Annotated in this window: 19 protein-coding genes and 1 pseudogene; 7 read left to right on the top strand and 13 right to left on the bottom strand. The window is 60.0% G+C overall.

Going from position 1 to position 19,236, the window contains the following annotated elements; translation table 11 throughout:
• Positions 1-130: 130 nt before the first annotated feature.
• Positions 131-262: a hypothetical protein gene (locus tag ACIQWP_RS18040; protein WP_402789830.1), complete on the bottom strand. Its 132-nt coding sequence runs from the start codon at positions 260-262 to the stop codon at positions 131-133.
• Positions 263-337: 75 nt separating this feature from the next.
• Between ACIQWP_RS18040 and ACIQWP_RS18035 the strand changes: the two genes are divergently transcribed.
• Positions 338-466 (top strand): hypothetical protein, encoded by a 129-nt coding sequence (locus tag ACIQWP_RS18035; RefSeq protein ID WP_402789827.1) that lies wholly within the window; start codon positions 338-340, stop codon positions 464-466.
• 18 nt (positions 467-484) lie between these two features.
• Positions 485-643 (top strand): helix-turn-helix domain-containing protein, encoded by a 159-nt coding sequence (locus ACIQWP_RS18030; protein WP_402789824.1) that lies wholly within the window; start codon positions 485-487, stop codon positions 641-643.
• A gap of 106 nt (positions 644-749) precedes the next feature.
• Here the strand turns inward: ACIQWP_RS18030 and ACIQWP_RS18025 are convergent, their stop codons facing one another.
• Both ACIQWP_RS18025 and ACIQWP_RS18020 read right to left on the bottom strand, forming a co-directional pair.
• Complete coding sequence (locus tag ACIQWP_RS18025) at positions 750-1,352, bottom strand: inorganic diphosphatase (protein WP_402789821.1); 603 nt, start codon at positions 1,350-1,352, stop codon at positions 750-752.
• A 116-nt stretch (positions 1,353-1,468) separates the two neighbouring features.
• Positions 1,469-2,407, bottom strand: coding sequence for a GlxA family transcriptional regulator (locus tag ACIQWP_RS18020; RefSeq protein WP_402789818.1), 939 nt, complete (start codon positions 2,405-2,407; stop codon positions 1,469-1,471).
• A 195-nt stretch (positions 2,408-2,602) separates the two neighbouring features.
• On the opposite strand from ACIQWP_RS18020, the gene ACIQWP_RS18015 reads away from it, so the two are divergent.
• Positions 2,603-3,397, top strand: coding sequence for an SDR family NAD(P)-dependent oxidoreductase (locus ACIQWP_RS18015; protein ID WP_402789815.1), 795 nt, complete (start codon positions 2,603-2,605; stop codon positions 3,395-3,397).
• Positions 3,398-3,639: 242 nt separating this feature from the next.
• Positions 3,640-4,389, top strand: a pseudogene (locus tag ACIQWP_RS18010) (glycosyltransferase family 2 protein).
• Positions 4,390-4,433: 44 nt separating this feature from the next.
• Here ACIQWP_RS18010 and ACIQWP_RS18005 read toward each other — a convergent pair.
• The 3 genes from ACIQWP_RS18005 to ACIQWP_RS17995 all read right to left on the bottom strand — a co-directional run bounded on the left by ACIQWP_RS18005 (position 4,434) and on the right by ACIQWP_RS17995 (position 7,530).
• Positions 4,434-5,699: a glycoside hydrolase family 5 protein gene (locus ACIQWP_RS18005; RefSeq protein WP_402789813.1), complete on the bottom strand. Its 1,266-nt coding sequence runs from the start codon at positions 5,697-5,699 to the stop codon at positions 4,434-4,436.
• 76 nt (positions 5,700-5,775) lie between these two features.
• Positions 5,776-6,258 (bottom strand): YybH family protein, encoded by a 483-nt coding sequence (locus tag ACIQWP_RS18000; protein WP_402789811.1) that lies wholly within the window; start codon positions 6,256-6,258, stop codon positions 5,776-5,778.
• Positions 6,259-6,261: 3 nt separating this feature from the next.
• Positions 6,262-7,530, bottom strand: coding sequence for a YbfB/YjiJ family MFS transporter (locus tag ACIQWP_RS17995; protein ID WP_402789808.1), 1,269 nt, complete (start codon positions 7,528-7,530; stop codon positions 6,262-6,264).
• A 103-nt stretch (positions 7,531-7,633) separates the two neighbouring features.
• On the opposite strand from ACIQWP_RS17995, the gene ACIQWP_RS17990 reads away from it, so the two are divergent.
• Positions 7,634-8,497, top strand: a complete 864-nt coding sequence (locus ACIQWP_RS17990) for a LysR substrate-binding domain-containing protein (protein WP_402789805.1) — start codon at positions 7,634-7,636, stop codon at positions 8,495-8,497.
• Here ACIQWP_RS17990 and ACIQWP_RS17985 read toward each other — a convergent pair.
• From ACIQWP_RS17985 to ACIQWP_RS17960, 6 genes are all read right to left on the bottom strand, one after another.
• On the bottom strand, positions 8,494-10,224 hold the full coding sequence (locus ACIQWP_RS17985; protein WP_402789802.1) for a M14 family metallopeptidase: 1,731 nt from the start codon (positions 10,222-10,224) through the stop codon (positions 8,494-8,496). The genes ACIQWP_RS17990 and ACIQWP_RS17985 overlap by 4 nt on opposite strands.
• Before the next feature lie 4 nt (positions 10,225-10,228).
• Positions 10,229-11,077: an ABC transporter permease gene (locus tag ACIQWP_RS17980; RefSeq protein WP_402789800.1), complete on the bottom strand. Its 849-nt coding sequence runs from the start codon at positions 11,075-11,077 to the stop codon at positions 10,229-10,231.
• Between the two features lie 5 nt (positions 11,078-11,082).
• Positions 11,083-12,006 carry an ABC transporter permease gene (locus ACIQWP_RS17975; protein WP_402789797.1) on the bottom strand — a complete coding sequence of 308 codons (924 nt, stop codon included), beginning with the start codon at positions 12,004-12,006 and terminating at the stop codon, positions 11,083-11,085.
• Between the two features lie 63 nt (positions 12,007-12,069).
• On the bottom strand, positions 12,070-13,605 hold the full coding sequence (locus ACIQWP_RS17970) for an ABC transporter substrate-binding protein (RefSeq protein ID WP_402789794.1): 1,536 nt from the start codon (positions 13,603-13,605) through the stop codon (positions 12,070-12,072).
• Positions 13,606-13,649: 44 nt separating this feature from the next.
• Complete coding sequence (locus ACIQWP_RS17965) at positions 13,650-15,476, bottom strand: ABC transporter ATP-binding protein (RefSeq protein ID WP_402789791.1); 1,827 nt, start codon at positions 15,474-15,476, stop codon at positions 13,650-13,652.
• Positions 15,473-15,595 (bottom strand): hypothetical protein, encoded by a 123-nt coding sequence (locus ACIQWP_RS17960; protein ID WP_402789788.1) that lies wholly within the window; start codon positions 15,593-15,595, stop codon positions 15,473-15,475. Before ACIQWP_RS17960 ends, ACIQWP_RS17965 begins: the two co-directional genes overlap by 4 nt.
• Before the next feature lie 324 nt (positions 15,596-15,919).
• Here ACIQWP_RS17960 and ACIQWP_RS17955 point away from each other — a divergent pair, with 324 nt between their 5' ends.
• Entirely contained in the window at positions 15,920-16,612 is a 693-nt protein-coding gene (locus ACIQWP_RS17955; RefSeq protein WP_402789785.1) for a GntR family transcriptional regulator, read from the top strand.
• A gap of 153 nt (positions 16,613-16,765) precedes the next feature.
• On the opposite strand, the gene ACIQWP_RS17950 is transcribed toward ACIQWP_RS17955, so the two are convergent.
• Positions 16,766-17,779 (bottom strand): LacI family DNA-binding transcriptional regulator, encoded by a 1,014-nt coding sequence (locus tag ACIQWP_RS17950; protein WP_402789782.1) that lies wholly within the window; start codon positions 17,777-17,779, stop codon positions 16,766-16,768.
• Between the two features lie 93 nt (positions 17,780-17,872).
• On the opposite strand from ACIQWP_RS17950, the gene ACIQWP_RS17945 reads away from it, so the two are divergent.
• Complete coding sequence (locus ACIQWP_RS17945; protein WP_402789779.1) at positions 17,873-19,096, top strand: MFS transporter; 1,224 nt, start codon at positions 17,873-17,875, stop codon at positions 19,094-19,096.
• Positions 19,097-19,236: the final 140 nt, after the last annotated feature.

Here is a 19,236-nt window from a genome sequence, read left to right as displayed (position 1 = left end):
CGGCGGCGTATCAAGGCAGTCGATACGCCGCCATCATGCCTCATGTCGTTTGATGCAGTTCAGCGGCCAGGAAGGGACCGCTGGATCGTGATCAAGGTAGACTTGGCTCTGACCATTACGCATACTGCAGCTATGCAAGGCTCGACTTGAAGAAGGAGGCGAGCTTGGTGATGGCAAGCGACACATATTCGTCTCTGTCGTAAAGATCGACATGGCTGGCACATTCGATCCAGAACGCTTTCTTGGGTTCGCGCGCAGCCATATATGCCTCGCTCGCCATCCATGACGTCACAGCCTCGGTGCCAATGATGAACAGAAGCGGGCGCGAGGAGATCCAGTGGATGAACCGAAATACATCGAAGCGCTGGCGCGCATGGCTGGCATGAGCGTGAGTACCTTCCATCGTCACTTTCTTGGCGTCACGTCGCTGACGCCGATCCAGTATCAGAAGCAGCTTCGCCTGTAGACGACGCGCTCCCGCCTGATGTCAGCAGCGGAAGACGTCGCCGAAGTCGCCTTTGCCGTTGGCTATGACAGCCCTTCGCAGTTCAGCCGCGAATATCGCCGCCAGTTCGGCTTTCCGCCCGGAGAGGACGGCAGGAGATTGTGGCAGGCAAGCGCACTGAGCGAAGCTTCTCCTTGAGCCGGCCGATCGAGGGGGCGCGATGGCACTCGGCTTTGAGAAGGTTTGTCTCGTGCTCTGCCTGCGATCCGAAAGGAGCGGCGCTTGCCGCCCCTTCCAGTCGTTCTTACTTCTTGTCGCTATAGGCCTTGAGAGCGGCAGCAACTTCATTCTTGGCCATCTCTGCATTCTCGAAGCCGCCGACTTCGACGACTTTGCGGGCATCGGGAAGCTGCTTGTAGACGCGGAAGAATGCCTGGAGGCGATCCTGCTCGAGCTTGGGAAGATCGGAGATCTCCTTGATGCTGTCATAGGTCGGGTCGATCTTCGTCGTCGGTACGGCAACGATCTTGTTGTCGACCTCGCCGCCGTCGATCATCTTCAGCACGCCGATCGCGCGCACGCGGACGATGGCACCGGGAACGATCGGTTCGCGCGTATAGACGATGGCGTCGAGCGGGTCGCCATCACCGCCCAGCGAGCTGGTGATGGAGCCGTAATTTGCCGGATAGGCAACCGGCATGGACTGGAAGCGGTCGACAACGATGTGACCGGTCTTGGCGTCGATCTCGTATTTGGTGAAGCTGCCGGCCGGAATCTCGATAGCGGTGTAGAACTCCCGGCTCTCGTCCTTCGGCTGTGGGTAGTCGATATAGGATACATAGTCGGAAGCCGAAGCCACCGTACCGGACAGCATGGCAAATGCAATGAGAGAGATAAGCTTTTTCATATACGCCCCCGCGTTAAGGTTGAACGTAGTCGACCTAATCAGGGGTTGTTACGGGCTTGTGACATAAATCGGTGAATGCACAGTTAAGTGCCCGCGATCGGTCGCCGCTTCGGCATTCAACCGAATGCACGCACATTGCGGCGGATCGTTTGCGGCGGCTGGCCGAGCACGCGCAGGAAGGCGCGGCGCATGCGCTCGCGATCGGCAAAGCCGACTTCGCTGGCGATTTCGTCCATCGAATGGCGACCATCCTCGATCATCAGCCGCGCGGCTTCGACCCGCATGTTCTCGATCGCCTTGGCGGGGGACTGGCCGGTTTCGCTGCGAAAGACGCGGTTGAACTGGCGAGGGCTGAGGCTTGCCGCGTCAGCCAGTTCCTCGACCGATACGATCTTGCGCAGGTTTCGTCCCGCAAAGTCGAGTGCCCGTTGCACACGATCCGATTTCGGCTCGAGCTCCAGCAGGGTCGAAAACTGCGACTGTCCGCCGGCGCGGCGATGATAGACGACGAGCTTTCGGGCTACCGCACGTGCCAGCTCTTCTCCATGATCCTTCTCGATCATCGCAAGCGCAAGATCGATGGTCGCGGTCATGCCAGCCGATGTCCAGATCGACCCATCGACGATGAAGATCTTGTCCTCGTCGACTTTCAGGGCGGGGAAACGATCCCGCAGCTCGCGCGCAAAGACCCAATGGGTCGTTGCACGGCGGCCATCGAGCAGGCCGGCTTCGGCCAAGGCAAACGCGCCGGTGCAAGGCGCGGCGACGCGACGCGAGGATTTCGCGGCCTGACGGATAAAGTCGAGGGTCGCCGGAGACATCGCCGAGACTTCCGTGGCGGCACCGATGAAAAGAGAATCGAACGAAGTCTCGCCAAAGGCCTCTGTTTCGACGCTGAACCCTGCCGACGAGCGCACAAGCCCTCCCGCCTCCGAAAGGAGCGTCACGCGGTAGAGTTCCCTTTCGCTTGCGAGATTGGCGACCTCGAAGGCGGTCACTGCGGTAAATCCCATGACCTGAAAGCCGGGAAAGATCAGAAATCCAATGGAGTGCATGACAAAGCTCGCGGCTGGAAAAGGTGCTTATAGCATTTCTCAGCCGCTAAATGCACCTATTTCCTGCAATTCCAAGCATTATTCGCCGCGTTGAATGTCTGAAAACGTGGTGAATATGACATTTTGGTCATAGACTTTCGCGCGTATTGTCATGGCACGCGGGATAGCAACGCCGCAGGACAAGGAATGGAGACTATGACAAATTCATTGGGCAAAGCACTGGTAACGGGCGCTTCATCGGGTATTGGCGCTGTTTACGCGCATCGGCTTGCCAATCGGGGTTTCGACCTCATCCTCGTGGCACGCAATGAGGAGCGGCTTTCGGCGATCGCGGCTCAGCTGCGCGCGGAGACGGGGCGAAATGTCGAAGTCATTGCCGCGGATCTGGGCTCTCAGAGCGATCTGCGCCGCATCGAACATGTGCTCAAGACGGATGAAGCGATCACGCTTCTCGTCAACAATGCCGGTTTTGGCGGAGCAGCCCCCCTGCTGGAGGCGGATGTCGACAGGATGCAGCAGATGATCGATCTGAACGTTACGGCGTTGATGCGGCTTACTTATGCCGTCGTGCCCGGCTTTGTTCAGCGCGGTGGCGGTTCCGTCATCAATATTGCGTCGATCGTCGCGATCGCGCCGGAACTGCTGAATGGCGTTTATGGCGGCACGAAAGCCTTTGTTCTCGCTTTCAGCCAATCCCTGAAACATGAGCTGGCGGACAAGAATATTCGCGTACAGGCAGTTCTGCCCGGCGCGACCGCGACGGAGTTCTGGGCGGTCGCCGGCGTCAACGTCGAGCATCTGCCATCCGAGATCGTGATGTCGACGGAGGACATGGTCGACGCTGCTCTGGTCGGCTTTGACCAGGGGGAACTGGTGACGATCCCCGCTCTCGAAGACGTCGGGCTGCAGAATGCCTATGAGGATGCGCGGCAGGCTCTGAAGCCCAATCTGTCACGCTCCGCCGCAGCTCCACGCTACAAGGTGAAGTGAAGAGAATGTCGAGCTGATGGGATGACCGGCATTCAATTCATGAGCGTCGGTCATTCAAAGGCCATAAAACTGACGAGGCTCGAGCAGGCAGATGGGTCGACATGATCCAAACATCCACTGCTTGATATATTCGTGACACACGACCTGCATGTCACGACATGTTCTAGCCAGCAACGATCTCCTATAAGGACCTGAATGAGAAGGTTCGCCGCGACCAAAGCAGAACTGCGAGGTTCAATGCGATGTATTCCATCCAAGACCACATTCCTATTTCCATCGTTATTGCAAACTACAGCTACGCGCACTTTCTGAGGCGCAGCATCGACAGTGCATTGGAACAGGACTACGACGATACCGAAGTCATCGTCGTCGACGACGCATCGACCGATACGACCGCTGACATCATTGCCTCCTACGGTCCGCGAACAAAGACATGTCTACGCGAGGTGAACGGCGGTCATGCCGGTCCCGGAGCCGGAGTTCCGGCAGGGCGCCGATGGATATCTTGTCGCGGTCACGCCGCTGCATGGCGAGGTTACGTCCATCGAAGATTGCCTCGGCGCCCATCGCATGCACGGCGCGAACCATTCCGTCTTTGCGGAAAAGCTCGGCCAGCGCGCGCTGGCGCATAGAGCATGATTTTCGCCGGCTTGAGGCCTTGTCGGATCAGGCGGCGGAGATCGGATTGGATGTGCCTGACGATGCCGGATTGCGCGACGCCGTACATTTGGAGGAGTGTCTGGCATCGCTTTGCATCGATAGGGACAGGCACCCCGTCACCGGCGATTCCAGGCTTTCTCTCGCCGTCGCCGGCGTGATTGCCAGCCTGAAGATGAATGCGTCGCGAAGGCGTCGTGTGATGCTGGCGACCTGGTTCCTCTCGGTCGGTGTCCTTCCCCGGAAAATGGCGAAAGCCGTTCTTTCCTGGAAGCTCGTCGCGGCCTCAGTTTCTGCTACGCCTGTCGAAAACCATTCGGCATGTGATGGGGTAGAACAAATCCGGGAATTCAGAACATGTCTTGCTGAAATTGCGCGCCTAGTCGGATGCGCCTGATGTGCGCGAAGGCCCCATCAATGCGCCGACCACGCCCTGATGATGGATATTCCTGTCGTAGCGGCTGTCGGTCGCAAGCTGCATCAGGCCCGTGAAGGCATCCTTTGCCGAAGGCCTTTTGCCCTCTCCACGAAGATAGGCCGTCAACCGGTTGTAGCTGTCATTCGACTTGATCTCCAGCGGATTGCCGGCACCTATTTTCTTCAAGGGCCACCATGACCAGCCGATGCCGTTCTTCTCCTGCAATGTGACGGCGCGGGCGTACCAGTCGTTGTTGTTTTCGCCGGATTCGCCGTTCCATAGCGGCATGTCATATTGCTGCCGCAGCTTCAGGAATGGTTCGATCGATTCCTGCGTGGTCGGCGTCCAGTATTTGTGGAAGCTGAGTGTCGTGTTGCGATCCTCGATTGGCAGCACGCCGGCATAATTATTGCCCCAGCAATTGCCTTCGATAACAAGCATATGATTGGTATCGATCGCGCGGATTGCGCGGATGGTGCGTTGGTAGATGTCGCGCAGCGGCTTGTTTTCGGTTTCGCGGCAACCGCCCTTGTCGCTCTCGTCCTGAAAGCCCCAATTCGGCTCGTTGAGCAGATCATACCCCGCGATCGTGGTCTCGTCCTTGTAGCGACGCGCGATCTCGCTCCACAGCGCGATCATCATCGCCTGATTTTCTTCGCTATGCCAGAGCGATGGTTTGTTCGGATCGCGGTCGGAAATGGCAATATCGTGACCCTGGCCGCCGGGTGCCGCATGGAGATCGAGGATCAGATACATATGATTGGCTTTCAGCCAGCCGATCAGCGCGTCGACCCGGCGAAAGCCCTCTTCGTTCCAGACGATATCCCTCGAGCCGGCCTTGCCTCGCTCGCCCTTGATGAACAGCTTCCAGTGCATCGGCAGGCGGACGCTGTTGAAGCCCCATTGGGCCATCGCGTCGATATCGGCTTTCGTTACGCCATTGTCGCGCCAGGATCGATAGAACCGCTCGGTCTTTTTCTCGCCGATGACTTCGGAGATGCGGTGGCGAATGACGTGCTGAGCCTTCAGGTTGGCGAGGCCCATCATATAGCCCTCCTGTACCATCCAACCTCCGAGACCCAGACCGCGCAGGATGAGCGGCTGGCCCTTGCCATCAACGATCTGCTGATGATCGGCGCCGACAAAGCCTTGCGTTTGCGCTCGTGGCGCGCTCGACATCAGGCAGATGACAGACAGGCTGGCTAGCAAGAGCAGAAAGTGCTTCATAAATCTCAAGTCGCCCGAAACTTTGGCGCCATGTGGGCACGATACGCAGCGAGGAGCAAAATCTTGCGACGGCCTTCTAGGCCGGGTGTTGCAGTGGCGTGCCGAAGATGAGTGTCTGATAAGCGGCGAGCAGCGCGGGTTCCTCGATGGAGCCATGGTGGTGAAGTTGACGCCAGACACCGTTGATCCTGGTGAACCAGCGCGTCGTGCGAATGCGAAGTTCGATGCTCCCGTCTACCGTCGTGCAGGTTCCTTTCTCACGCCCGACGAAGAGGTGCCAATCGCTGCCGCCCTGGCCGGTGAAATCATGGAAGGCGACCTGGATCGTCGCTTTCCCGCTGAACAGCTTGGCATAACCCGCACGGATCGACGGCCACCCACGGCGGATTCCTCCAATCGGGTTATCCATGCTGGGCGTGTCGCCATCGGCCCAATTGGCGGCCAGGCTATCCAGATCGCCGGTGTTGAAGGCGCGGTAGAAATCGACGAGGGCGTCGAGGGCGCCGCCGTCGCCAATTCTGTTCTCGGCACCGGTAATCTCGGTTGTGGCTGCAGTCATTGTCTAGTCTCCTGTTGCTGTCGGTCGGTTGCCGTGGGGGTCGACCGCGTCCTGTCGTTGCTGGGGTGCGCGGAAGAGCACCGCGGCGGCAAGGTCGATCGTGAGCGCCAGGACCATCGCCGCCGTCCCGATGAAAAAGAGCTGCTGGTAGTTTCCGCCGCTGCGGGCGAAGACGAAGGAGAGCCCGTAGGCGGCAGCCGCTTGAAACAGGGCGAAGAAAACGGTGGCCAGGCTCCAGGCCGCTTTCTGCTGTGCGGGGTGATGCGGCAGCAACTCGGCGATCCGACCCAGCATCAGTGGCACGGTTCCGGTCACGAATGCGCCCACCACCAGGCTCGAGACGATGAGCCACGCCTGCCCGAGGCCAAAGGCAGGAATGGCGACCGCGACCGCCTCGAGTAGGAAGGCAAACCGCATGGCGGCACCGAAGCCGGTACGATCGGCAAGATGGCCGGCAAGGATCGGCCCGACCGTCGCGCCGATCCCGAACAGCACCCAATATTCCGCACCCACCTGCAGGCCTTTCCCCATTCCCCGCGCGACGAAATCGACGAGGAAAATCATGTGGGGAACCCAGCCTGCCGCATTCAAGGCATATTCAACATAGAGGGCGCGCAACGTCCCGCGGGCCGGCACATGGGCGAAATGGCGTTGTGGAGCAGGGGCTGCCTCATTCTCCTGCGGCCATCCGACCCAGGCAATGATGGTCAGCAGCAGGGAGAGTGCGCCGAGGCCAAGCCAGGTGTTGCTCAGCCCCTGCTGCAGTAACAGCGGCACCAGCGTGCCAGACAATGCCACGCCCGCGCCGATACCCATGAAGATCACACCGCCGGCAAGCCCTCGGCGCGAGGGCGCTATCATCGGCAGCACGGTCGGTGCCGCCAGTACCATCAAGGCGCCACCCGCAAAGCCGGCCGCGAAGCGCCAGGCGAAGAACCACAGGAAGCTCAAGGGAAAGGCGCAGGCGAAGAATGCTGCCGTCGTGGCAAGCATCATGATCCTGAGTGTGGAAACGGTCGAAAGCCGCATGGCGACCGGCCGTCCGAGCAATGCGCCTGCCAGATAGCCGGAAAGATTGGCCGCACCGAGATAGGCGGCGGCGGAGGCTTCGAACCAATGCGCATCGACAATGGCAGGCAGAAGTGGCGTGTAGGCGAAGCGCGCAAGCCCGATGCCGATCAAGCAGGCGCAAAATGCCGATAAGATAGCGCGCCATGCCGTCCGGGTGCCATGGTGGTTGCGGTCAATTTCATCTGTCGTCGCGTCTGTCATCGAAACTCTCTCAGGTATCTGTGCTTGAGAGAATACGCCTCTGCATATATCATAAAAATTGAATTATTATGAGAGAAGTTATCTCTAAAGGAGATATGTAACTATGGATGTGTCCGACCTCAGGGTTTTCGAGGCAGTATCGCGGCACGGTAGCATGAACCGGGCGGCGCAGGAGCTGCATACGGTTCAATCGAATGTGACGGCGCGTATCCGGGCGCTGGAGGAGGAATTGGGCGTCAGCCTGTTTCGGCGGCATGCCCGGGGCGTATCGACCACGCCGGCAGGAGAGCGCATCCTTCCATTCGTCGGCCGCATCACCAAACTTCTGGCTGATGCGCGCACTGCCGCCAAGGATGATGGCGAGCCGGGCGGCACGCTTGCGATCGGCAGCCTGGAGACAACCACGGCGTTGCGATTGTCGCCGCTGCTGGGCCAGTTTGCCAAGACCTATCCCCAGGTCCGCCTCGTTGTCACAACCGGTACGACCCGCAGGCTCATCGACGATGTCGTTTCATGCCGGGTCGAGGGTGCCTTCGTGGCGGGTCCCGTCAGCCATCCGGATCTGGATCACGAGGTGATCTTTCAGGAGGAGCTCGTTCTGGTGACATCGCCCGCCATTCGGGCGATGTCGGATTTGGTCAAGGTCGCCGATCTGAAGACCATCGTTTTCCAGATCGGATGTTCCTATCGGCAGCGGCTGGAGTCGCTTCTCGCCGACATGGGGATCGTGACGTCGAAGCCGCTGGAATTTGGCTCCCTCGATACGATCATCAGCTGCGTGTCGGCGGGCGTCGGCGTTACCCTTCTGCCGAAGGGCGTTGTAGCTGCCGCGCGTCAGGATGGCAGGGTCGCGATCCATGAGGTTCCGCCGGAGCGGTCGCTGGTGAATACGCTCTTCGTTCGCCGCTCGGACGCCTATACGTCCAGCGCCATGACCGCACTTCTCGACATGATCCGCCCGACCTAGCTCGAAGCCATGATCTCCTGCCAGGCGCGATAGGCCGAAAGCACGGTTTCCATCTGGGCGGTATGGCCGGCGATAAACCCGTCGCCATAGATGGTCTCATCCGGATATTCGGTGATCAAGGTCATTGGCACCGTGTGGCGATCGTCGATATCGGCGAGGCAGGGGAAACCGTTGATAATGCGGAAGCCCGTTTCGCCGGCATGGGTTTCGTAGAGCGCGATCTGGCGGTCATTGTAGTCCAGAAGGCCGGGGATGGCGCCAAGGTGTCTGGTGACCTTGTCGAGAAGCTGCTCCGCCTGACCCGCCCAGCCGGAATGATAGCGTGCAATCAGGAAAAAGCCTTTCGGCAGCGTCCACATGGCGAAATTACGAGGGACGTAGCCTGAAAGCGGGCGGGTCCATTCATGGGCCGGATAGCCATGCAGGTTGACATGCAGCTGCGCACCACTCAGCTTTTCAGCCTGGATGCGGATTTTCTTTTCAAAGAGATATGGGCCGGCACTGTCCTCGCTGCGGTACTCGAGGTCGTCGCCGAGCGCGGTATAGCGGGCGGCATGATACATATGGCGAGGGCTATCCTGGCGCAGTCGCTGATGCAGCGCGTAGCCGTCGGGATTTTCGAGCGGCGAGATAGTGAAGTGTGCGCCTTCGATCCCGGTGAGCCGTTGCGCAGCCCGCAGCGCACCCGCGCCTCCAGTCGTCTCATTGGCGTGCTGTCCGCCGCTGATCATCACGGCCGCATCACGGCCCTTGATATAGCGTGCCCGAACCGTGCGGCCGGAGCGGGTCATTGCCTCAAATACCTCGCCGCCGATCCCGTCGAGTGCGGCTTCGATCTGCCGCACGGCCAGAGGTTCCGCCGCCGTCTCGATCGGCTGCTCCGCTCCATCCCAGTAGCGAGTGGATAGCGGCTGCGTTTCGACTTTGACAGAGACCTCGCCGGAGGATGGCAGGATCTGCGGAACGATTTGCCCCGGCTTCAACCCGCGATCGCCCAGCGGCCGGCTGGACTTCTTCTGGAAGAATTCGAGCAGCGAGAAATAAAAGTCCTCATGCAACGCTTCCCGGAGGCTCATGACTTCATCGCCCACAGGCAAAGCCTCATCCGTCGCCGGCAGGGAAACGCGGATATTGAGCTCCTCGAAATAGGGCTCGGTTGCGCCCCAGTCGAAGTGCTTTATTGCCGCGATGGTGTCTTCGAACAGCTCTTCGTAGTGCGTAGCCAGCCGCTGACCAGCGGCGGCATCGTCTCGAACCAGCCAACCGGTCGGGGAAACGCTCGTCTCACCGGCTGCATCGATATGGATGCGATTGGGCACCAGCACCTTCAACCGACGCTCGTTGCCCGCAACGCTCTTCAAAAGAACGTCATAGTGAAAGTCGCTGTCAGCTCTTGCGACGAAGGTGATCGCGCGATTTCCGACCATGGCTGCAAGCGGATAGGCTTCAAGCCTGAAGCGGTTTTCCGGTGCATTGGGATGGACGGGATAGCGGACTTCGATCGCCTTTACATCCTGCAGATCGATCTCTTCGATGAAGGCGTTGACCAGCGGCTTATAGGCGCCGCGAATGCGTGCTTGCACGCCCTTTTCCTTGAGTCTGCGCTCAGCCTCCTGGCGGCTTTCCCTATCATCGAAGGTCCAAGCCTCGAAACTCTGGCCGGCCGTGGCATTGGCGACGAGGCGTGCGAGCGTGCGCTCAAAGCTTCTTTCGAAAATCATGGTCATGATGTCACCTTGTCGTTCTGCCAGTAGGGTCGAGGCTGTCGCGCAGCCAGTCGCCGAGGAGATTGAGGCCAAGCACGGTCAAAAGGATTGCGAGGCCTGGGAAGAGGCTGACCCACCAGGCCGTCTGCAGATAGGTGCGGCCATCGGCCAACATGCCGCCCCAGCTCGGAATGGTGGGATCGACGCCCATTCCAAGGAAGGTCAGGCTGCTTTCCAGCAGAATGTTATTGGCGATGTTCAGCGTCATCAGTACGATCACCGGCCCGACAAGGTTCGGCAGCAGATGCTGGAAGATGATGCGCCAGTCTTTGACGCCGATCGCGCGTGCCGACAGGATAAATTCCCGCTCGCGCAGGCTGAGCACCGAACCGCGCACGAGGCGGGCATATTGCACCCATTGCGAAACGATCAGCAGGATGATGGTGTTGGTCAGGCTGCCGCCGACGATGGCGATGAAGGTGATCGCCAGCAGAATGAAGGGCATGGCAAGCTGAATATCGGCGAAGCGCATGAGGATCATATCCCAGATGCCGCGGTAATAGCCCGCGGCAAGCCCCACAAGCACACCGAGAACAACGCCGCCGATCACGGAAATAAGGCCGACCGTCAGCGATATCTTGCCGCCCGCGACGACGCGGGCAAGCACATCACGTCCCAGTGGATCGGTGCCGAAGGGATGGGCGAAGCTGGCGAAGGGCCTGGCAAGCCGCGCCATCAGGTCGATTTTCTCAGCGCCGCCGGGAAATAGGACGTCGGAGAGCAGCACGGCAAGGCAGATGACGACAGTGATGAGCGCTCCAACTATGAACTCGAAGCTCAGGAAACGCGAACGGCGTGAGATCGTGGCTGCCATGGGCGTTACTCCGTGCGGATACGTGGGTCGACGAGGCCATAGGCGATATCGACGAGAAGGTTGACGCCGACGATGAACAACGCCAGCACGGTGATCACGCCCTGCAACACCGGGTAGTCGCGGGCGCCGACGGCGTCGAATGCCAGCGTCCCGAGACCGGGCCAATTGAAGACGCGCTCGATGACGACGATGCCGCCGAGCAGGCCGCCGAACTGGATACCGAAATAGGTGATGAGCGGTATCGCGCAATTGCGCAGCGCATGCTTGTAGAGCACCTTGGTTTCGCTCAGGCCCTTGGCTCGCGCAACCATGATATATTGCGACTGCAACGTTTCCAGCATGGCGGTGCGCACCAGGCGGACATTGGTTGCCGTCAGGATCACGCCCATGGTCACCGCCGGCATGACATAGCTCGAAATCCCAACCATGCCGCTTGGCGGCAACCAGCCGAGCGTGATGGAAAACAAGAGCACCATCATGAGCGCCAGCCAGAAGTTCGGGAAGGAGAGGCCGAGCAGCGAGAGAACGCGGATGATCTGGTCCGCCGTCTTGCCGCGCGCCGTTGCCGCCTTGATCCCGAGCGGAATAGAGAGCGCGATCGAGACCACCATGGAGATGAAGGCGAGCAGCAGCGTTGCCGGCAGAGCATTGGCAATCAGCTGGGAAACCGGCGTGCCGCCTGTGAAGCTGCGGCCGAAATCGAGCGTCAGCAGTCCCTTCAGGAAGGTGAAGTATTGCACGAGGAAAGGTTGATCCGTGCCGAGTGCGGTGCGAATGCGCTGGAGATCGTCTTCCGTCATGCTGCCGCCGCCCTGAAACATCATCACGGCAGGGTCGCCCGTCAGGCGGATGGCGAATGAGACGAGAAGGGTGATCGCGATCACGACGAAAATCGCCTGCAGCAATCGCTTGATGAGAAAACCGGCCACGTTCTTACCCCGAGAGCTTTCGGACGACGCCGCCGACCGAGCCGGCGGCGTCCTACCTGATGATTAGTCGACGGTGACTTCGTTCAGCTTGATGCGGGTATCCGGTGCGGGCACGAAGCCCTTGACCCGTTTGCTGACGCCATAGATCGCGTTGCTGTTGTAGAGCGGCAGTTCCAGCGCCTTGTCGGCGACATATTTGCCGATCTCCTTGAGCACCTTTTCGCGCTCGGCGCGATCGGTGAGCGGACGCTGCGATTCCAGCAGCTTGTCCAGCGTCGTGTCCTTCTCGTACGGGTTCCACTTTTCGCCCGAGTGGTACATCGAATAGGCGGTGTTGTCGTAGTCGAAGGTCCAGCCGCCCCATTTCTGCTGGAACATCGCGCCGGTCTTGCCCTGCGGGATGATGTCGTTCAGCAGAACGTTGGTTTCATAGGGCTTGATGGTGGCGGTGAGGCCGACCATCTGCAGATAGCTTGCCACGACCTGCGCCACTTCGTTCATCGTGGCATCATTGCCGCGGATGTCGATCTGGATTGCGGCACCGGCCTTAACACCGGCATCGGCGAGCAGCTTCTTGGCGCCTGCGGGGTCGTAAGGAAGCGGCTTAAGGTCGGGATCATAGCCAAAGGACAGGGAATTCTGGAAGCTGACGATCTCGGTTCCCTGGCCTGCGAGAATCGACTTGACGATCGTGTCGCGGTCGACGGCCATGATGATCGCCTTGCGCACGCGCGGATCAGCGGTGATACCGTCGCGGGTGTTGAAGCGCAGCGCATCGACCGTCGGGCCGGGAACGCTGGCGATCTCAAGCTTGGAGTCGCCCTGGATGACCGGGAGCATGCCGATCGGAATGGTCGGCGGGATGACGATATCGACGCGGCCCGCCTGAAGCTCGGCAACCGCTGTCGCCGGCTCGCTGATGAAGCGAAATTCGAGCTCGGAAAGCTTTGGCGCGCCGCCCCAATAATCCGGATTGGCTTCGAGCTTGATGTTCACCTTCGGCGTATAGGAAACGAACTTGAATGCGCCGGTGCCGACCGGATTGAGGTTGAAATAATCCTCGCCCTTTTCCTTGATGTATTTCGGTGGAACGATCATCGCGCCATAGCCGGCGAGCTTTGTCAGCAGAACCGGATCGGGCGTCTTCAGCTTCATGTCGACCGTGTAGTCGTCGATGATATCAACGCTTTCGATCGCGGTGTAGTTCGAACGCTGCGGTCCCTTAGCGCCCTGTTCTCCGAGCAGGCGGTCGAAGGTGAACTTCACCGCTTCGGCATTGAAGGGCTCGCCGTCATGGAATTTGACGTTGTGGCGGAGCTTGAAGCGGATGCGCTTGCCCTGATCCAGCTCTTCCCAGGATTCGGCAAGGCCGGGCACCAGCTTGAGATCGGGTCCGCGATAGGTAAGGCCATCGAAGATATTGGTCGAGACTGCAGCCCATGCCACCAGGAAGGTGTCGATCGGGTCCCAGCTGCCCGGGTCCTGCGACGACGACACCGTGAGCTTGCCTGCGGCGAAAGCCGGAGCGGCGCTGATGGCGACGCTCGACATGACAAGTGCTGTCAGAGCGGTCTTCAATCCCCATTTCATTTTTTTCATTGAACCTGTTTCCTCTTCAGATCGATGCGGTGGTTGGCGGTCGTTCAGGCGCTCTTGGCGATGAAGTGGCCTGCTGTGATTTCCTCATGGGTCAGGATTTGCGGCTCGTCGCCGACACGGCGGACGGGATTGGGGATCTCGCCCTCGATGAGCGCGGTTCTACGTTGCTGCGTCGGATCGGCGATCGGCACGGCCGAGATCAGGCGCTGCGTATAGGCGTGCATCGGCGTTTCGAAGACCTGCCGACGGCTGCCGATTTCCATGATCTGGCCAAGATAGAGGACGGCGACGCGATGGCTGATCTTTTCGACCACCGCCATGTCGTGGCTGATGAACAGATAGGCGAGTTCGCGCTCCGCCTGCAGATCCATCAGCAGATTGATGATCTGGGCCTGGATCGACACGTCGAGCGCGGACAGTGCCTCATCGGCGATGATGAGTTTCGGATTGGAGGCAAGCGCGCGGGCGATGCAGACGCGCTGGCGCTGGCCGCCGGAGAACTCATGCGGATAGCGATCGGCGTGGGCGGACGCCAGGCCGACACGCTCCAGAAGCTCGTCCACCCGGCGACGAACCTCCTTCGATCCCAAGATGATACCATGGGTGTTGATCGGTTCCGCAATCGAGAATCCCACAGTCTTGCGCGGGTCGAGCGAAGCGAAGGGGTCCTGGAAAATATACTGCACGTCGCGCCGCAGGCGGAAACGCTCCGCGCCTGACATGGCGGCGAAGCTCTTGCCGTTGAAGGTGATTTCGCCCGACAGCGCCTTCTGCAATTGCTGAATGGTGCGGCCGATCGTCGATTTGCCGGAGCCGGATTCGCCGACGAGGGCCAGCGTCTCGCCGGGATGGATGTCGAAAGCGACCTTCTGGACGGCGCTGCAGCGATGCGTGACCTGGCCGAACAGGTTCTTTCTGATATCGAAGCGCACGAAGAGGTCGCGTACCGATAGCAACGGCGGCTGGTCGTAGCGGGCGGTATCTTGTACCCGTTCCTCGCCGACGACTTTCGGCTCGCTGCCGTCGAGCACGGTCAACGGCATGCGCTTTGGAAAATCCTGACCGATCATGCTGCCGAGTTTCGGCACCGCAGCCAGGAGCGTTTTCGTATAGGGGTGCTTGGGATTGGCGAAGATCTCGCGAACCGGGCCTTCCTCGACCTTCTTGCCTTTCCACATCACCACGACGTCGTCGGCCATTTCGGCAACCACGCCCATGTCGTGGGTGATGAAGATCATGCCCATGCCGAGATCCTTCTGCAGATCCCGCATGATGTTGAGGATCTGCGCCTGGATCGTCACGTCGAGCGCCGTCGTCGGCTCGTCGGCAATCAGCAGTTTCGGTCGGCAGGCAAGCGCCATGGCAATCATGACGCGCTGGCGCATGCCGCCGGACAACTGATGCGGATAGCGCTTCAACAGCGCCTCGGCATCCGGCAAGCGCACCATTTCAAGCAGACGCCGTGCCTCGGCCATGGCGGCGGATTTGCCGATGTTCTCATGCAGAAGAAGGACTTCGCAGATCTGGTCGCCGATGGTGAAAACAGGGTTGAGGGAGGTCATCGGCTCCTGGAAGATCATGGCGATCTCCTTGCCGCGGACGGAGCGCATGTCCTTCTGCGAGAGCTTCAGCAGGTCCTTGCCGTTGAAGAGGATGTTGCCGGTCTCGAAGCGCGCGCCCATCATGTCGGCCAGGCGCATGATCGAAAGCGAGGTCACCGATTTGCCTGAGCCGGATTCGCCGACGACCGCAAGCGTTCTGCCCGGCTCGACCGAAAAGGAAAGCCCCTCGACCACGCGGTTTTCGCCGAACCGGACAGTCAACTCCGCTACAGACAGAAGCGGCTTGTTGTCGCCTGTAGCTTTGGTCATGCGTTTGCCTCGGTATTGGGAAGATCAATCATGGCATCCGAGACGGCAGCGCCGTCGCTCTCTGCTTTCGACATGCTGAAACCCTCGCCGGGATCGCCGTTAAGATCGGATGCTAGCATGCTCGCGCCCGCACCCGTTCGAGCCTGGCAAGGCCAGGTAACGTTTTTCTCCAAAACAAGCGTCTCATGAGCACCTGTATCCACGTTCCCGTTTATATTTGTTAGAGCACGAGATAGCATCAAACAACAATCTGGTCTATATTGTTGAACAATTTTCGTGTTGCCAATCAAAAAAGGGGAGGCGTTCGCGCAAGATCGTCCAACGGACCTCTCCGTTGGAGCATTCCGACAGCGGCAGGCAGGGGATTGCGGATCTGGTTTCCAGGCCATTTCCGTCACAAGCAGGCATCGGCAAACGATTGAGCGCAAGCGTCAGGAGAACAAATGAAGCAGACAAATCTTGCGAGCATCGAGCCGACGACGGTGGCGGAGACCGGTCAGACGGTTGCGGAAATGACGGCTGCCCGCATCCGCGAGCGTGTGATCAACGGCACGCTGTCGCCGGGCAGTCATCTGTCCGAGGCGGCTCTTTGTGACGAGCTGCAGGTCTCTCGCAATACGCTGCGCGAGGTTTTCCGGCTGCTGACGAAGGAGGGCGCACTGCGCCATGAGGCCAATCGCGGCGTCTTCGTTTCCACGCCGAGCATCTCGACGATCATCGACATCTTCCATATTCGTCGCCTGATCGAATGTTCGGCGCTTGCCAATGCGCATCACCGACATCCGAGCGTTGCCAAGATGCGATCTGCCATCGAGACCGCCATCCGGCATCGCGATCTCGGCGAATGGTTGGAAGTCGGCAGCGCCGATATCGCTTTTCATGCCGCGATCGTGGAACTCGCCGACAGTCCTCGGCTTTCCGCCTTCTATGCGCAGATCTCCCTGGAGTTGCGTCTCGTCTTCGGCCTGATACGCGATCCGGAATATCTGCACGCTCCCTATGTCGGCCAGAACGCGACCATCCTTTCGCATCTCGAGGAGGGCTCACCGGCGAGCGCAGCCGATGCGCTGGAGAAATATCTGTTCCAGGCCGAACGTTTCATCCTGGCTGCCTATTCGCGGGCGATGCCGAGCTAAAGAGCGGGCGGGCAAGGCCGCGGCGGAAAAACTTCTTCAAGGATCTGCTGCCCTCGTCTGCAAGAATTTTCGTGGTGTTTAATTTGTCCTGCGGGACCGAAATCTAACCAGGCAATGGTTCCCTAGGCGATTGGGGACGGCACCATTCGGCAACTAGATTCTTCTGGTCGAGCCCCGTTCGATCAACGTTGCCTGGAGTGTGAGATCTTCGACCTCAACGCCGCCGTCGAGCAGGGCGCGCAGCTTCGCCACGGCCATGCGACCCATGGTTTCCGCTGGCATCTGCATTGTGGTTAGCGACGGTCGAACGTAGGCGCTCGTCACATAGTCATCGAAACCCATGACGGCGACATCATCGGGCACGCGATAGTCAGCATCGGCAAGCGCGGCCAGTGCGCCCAGGGCATGTCGATCGGTAGACGCGAGCACGGCCGTTGCTTTCAGTCCGGATGCATAGGCCTCCCGAACGCTGCGATAGGCATCCGCCTCGGTGATAATCCCGTCGAATATCCGCGCCTCGTACTCCTCGCTCCTTGTCCCGAGATAATCGAACATGCCGAGGGCGCGATCATGGAAGTCGTGCCAGCTCTCGTGGCTCGTCAGATATGCAAACCGGCGATGGCCAAGGCTCCACAGATATTCAGTGGCGGTAAAGCCCGCCTGCCGGTTGTCGGTGGTGATCAGCGGAAAGCCGCCGTTGGGTTGTCGACCAATCAACACGGCGGGGACGCCGAGCGTTTCGGCGGAGCGTCCCGGCACGTGGTCATCCGCGCCTGCGCATATGATAAGTCCATCGACGCGCCGGGCGAGCAGTTCACTGATCGCCGTTTCGCGCCGCGCCTCGTCGCCTGCGGTTAGGCTGAGGAGCATGGAAAGACCTTGCGTCTGTGCCGCGCTGTCTATCCCTTCGATCATGGCTGCGTAGTAGGGGTTGATCAGCCTGGGAACCACGACGCCGATGCTGTCGCTTCGTGCGCGGGCGAGGCTTCGGGCCAGAGCATTTGGCACGAAGCCCAGGGAGCGGGCCGCCTCCAGCACCTTTGCACGCGTCGTTTCGGCGACGGGGTAGCTGGTCCCAGCCATGACACGCGATACGGTGGCGACGGATACGCCGGCAGCGCGCGCCACATCACGTATGCTTTTTGCGCCGGTTGTTGCGCCACCCAATCGTGCTCTCCTCAATATGGTTCGTCGGACATTGACAACACTGGTGAAGCGGAATACGCAAGACAGTAACCGGTTACTATGGATTTTGATCCCATGGAAGTGCAATCCTCGACGACCTCCAGCAGAGCTACCGCGCTTCAGCAGGTATGGGCCTCGCCACTCTATCGCGGCGCAACGCTTGCTCTGTTCCTCTCCGGGCTCGGAACATCGGCTTCGCTGCCGCAGATCGTCGTCTTCCTCGTGAAGGAACTCGGCACGTCCCTGCCTGTGGCGGGGCTCTATTATTTGACCGGCCTTGCCGCGCCGGTTGCGGGCTACCTGGTGGGTAGCTACTCCGACAGGACCGGCCGGCGTCTTGGCCTCTTTCGGCTGTGCGCTCTCGCCGGGGCTCTCGGATGGGCGGGTTTCGCTGTTTCCAACGCGCCGTGGATACCGTTCGTCATCGGCGCCGTTGTTCTTGGCTTCTCCGGCTCTGCGACCTCGCAGCTCTTTACCGCCATCCACGATGATTTGAGCAGGAGCGTGGAGGGAGCAAACGAAAGCGTCGTCGCAATCGTTCGAATTGCCTTGACGGCAGGTTGGGTCGTCGGCCCATTCCTAGGCGCCTGGCTCGCGGCGGAAACGGGTCTGCGTACCATGTTTTGGGCAACGGCAATCTGTTTCCTCGCGCAGATCATTCCGTTGGGAACCATGCAGGTCTCGGCTAGCCACAAGCCAAGAGCAAGCCATGCGACGGATGTGGCTACGCCGACGCATCTGTCCGATATGCTGCCGCTGTTGGCATTTACCGGGCTCTACATTCTCGTCTATGCCGGCGAGCCGATCAAATACGGCTTCCTTCTGCTTTATATGGAGCAGCAACTCGGGATCGAACCCGGCGTGCGGGGCGCGGTCATCGGAACGCAGCCGCTGATCGAGCTGCTTTTGATGCCGTTCAGCGTCATGCTGGCGCGGCGGATCGGAACTCTTTGGCTCATGTGCATGGCGGCAGCTTTCGGCGTCGTCGCCAATTTGTGTTTTGCTGCCTGGCCAAGCGCCATCGGCATGTTTGTCGGGCAAATTCTGATGGGCGGCGTCTGGGGGCTCTACATGGTTCTGGGCCTGATCGTTGCCCAGCGCCTTCTGCCCAATGCTGTCGCAACCGCATCGGCGATCTTCATGAGCTCTTCGGCGCTTGCGAGTGCCCTCGGTGGTGGTGTCGGCGGTGTCGGGGTCGCCTATCTCGGGCTTCCCAATGTTTTCTATCTACCGGCGGCATTTTCCCTGGTGGCCGTTGTCGGCCTGGCAGTCATGGCGCGGCGCGGCGTCATCCGATAGCGCCCTGCCGCATGTCGGCGCAGTTGATATTTTGCTTTGGCAGGTTCAGCAATTATTCCGGAACGGCGCTTATCGGCGCGGCGGCGGGTCTACTAGGACTTGGCCTGTTGCTCTTCTTCGAAAAGCCAAGCGATACGGCT

This window comes from Rhizobium sp. NPDC090279, assembly GCF_044769665.1.
Classification (GTDB): domain Bacteria; phylum Pseudomonadota; class Alphaproteobacteria; order Rhizobiales; family Rhizobiaceae; genus Rhizobium.
The sequence above is the reverse complement of the archived record's forward strand: the minus strand, read 5'-3'. Positions and strand labels throughout refer to the sequence as shown.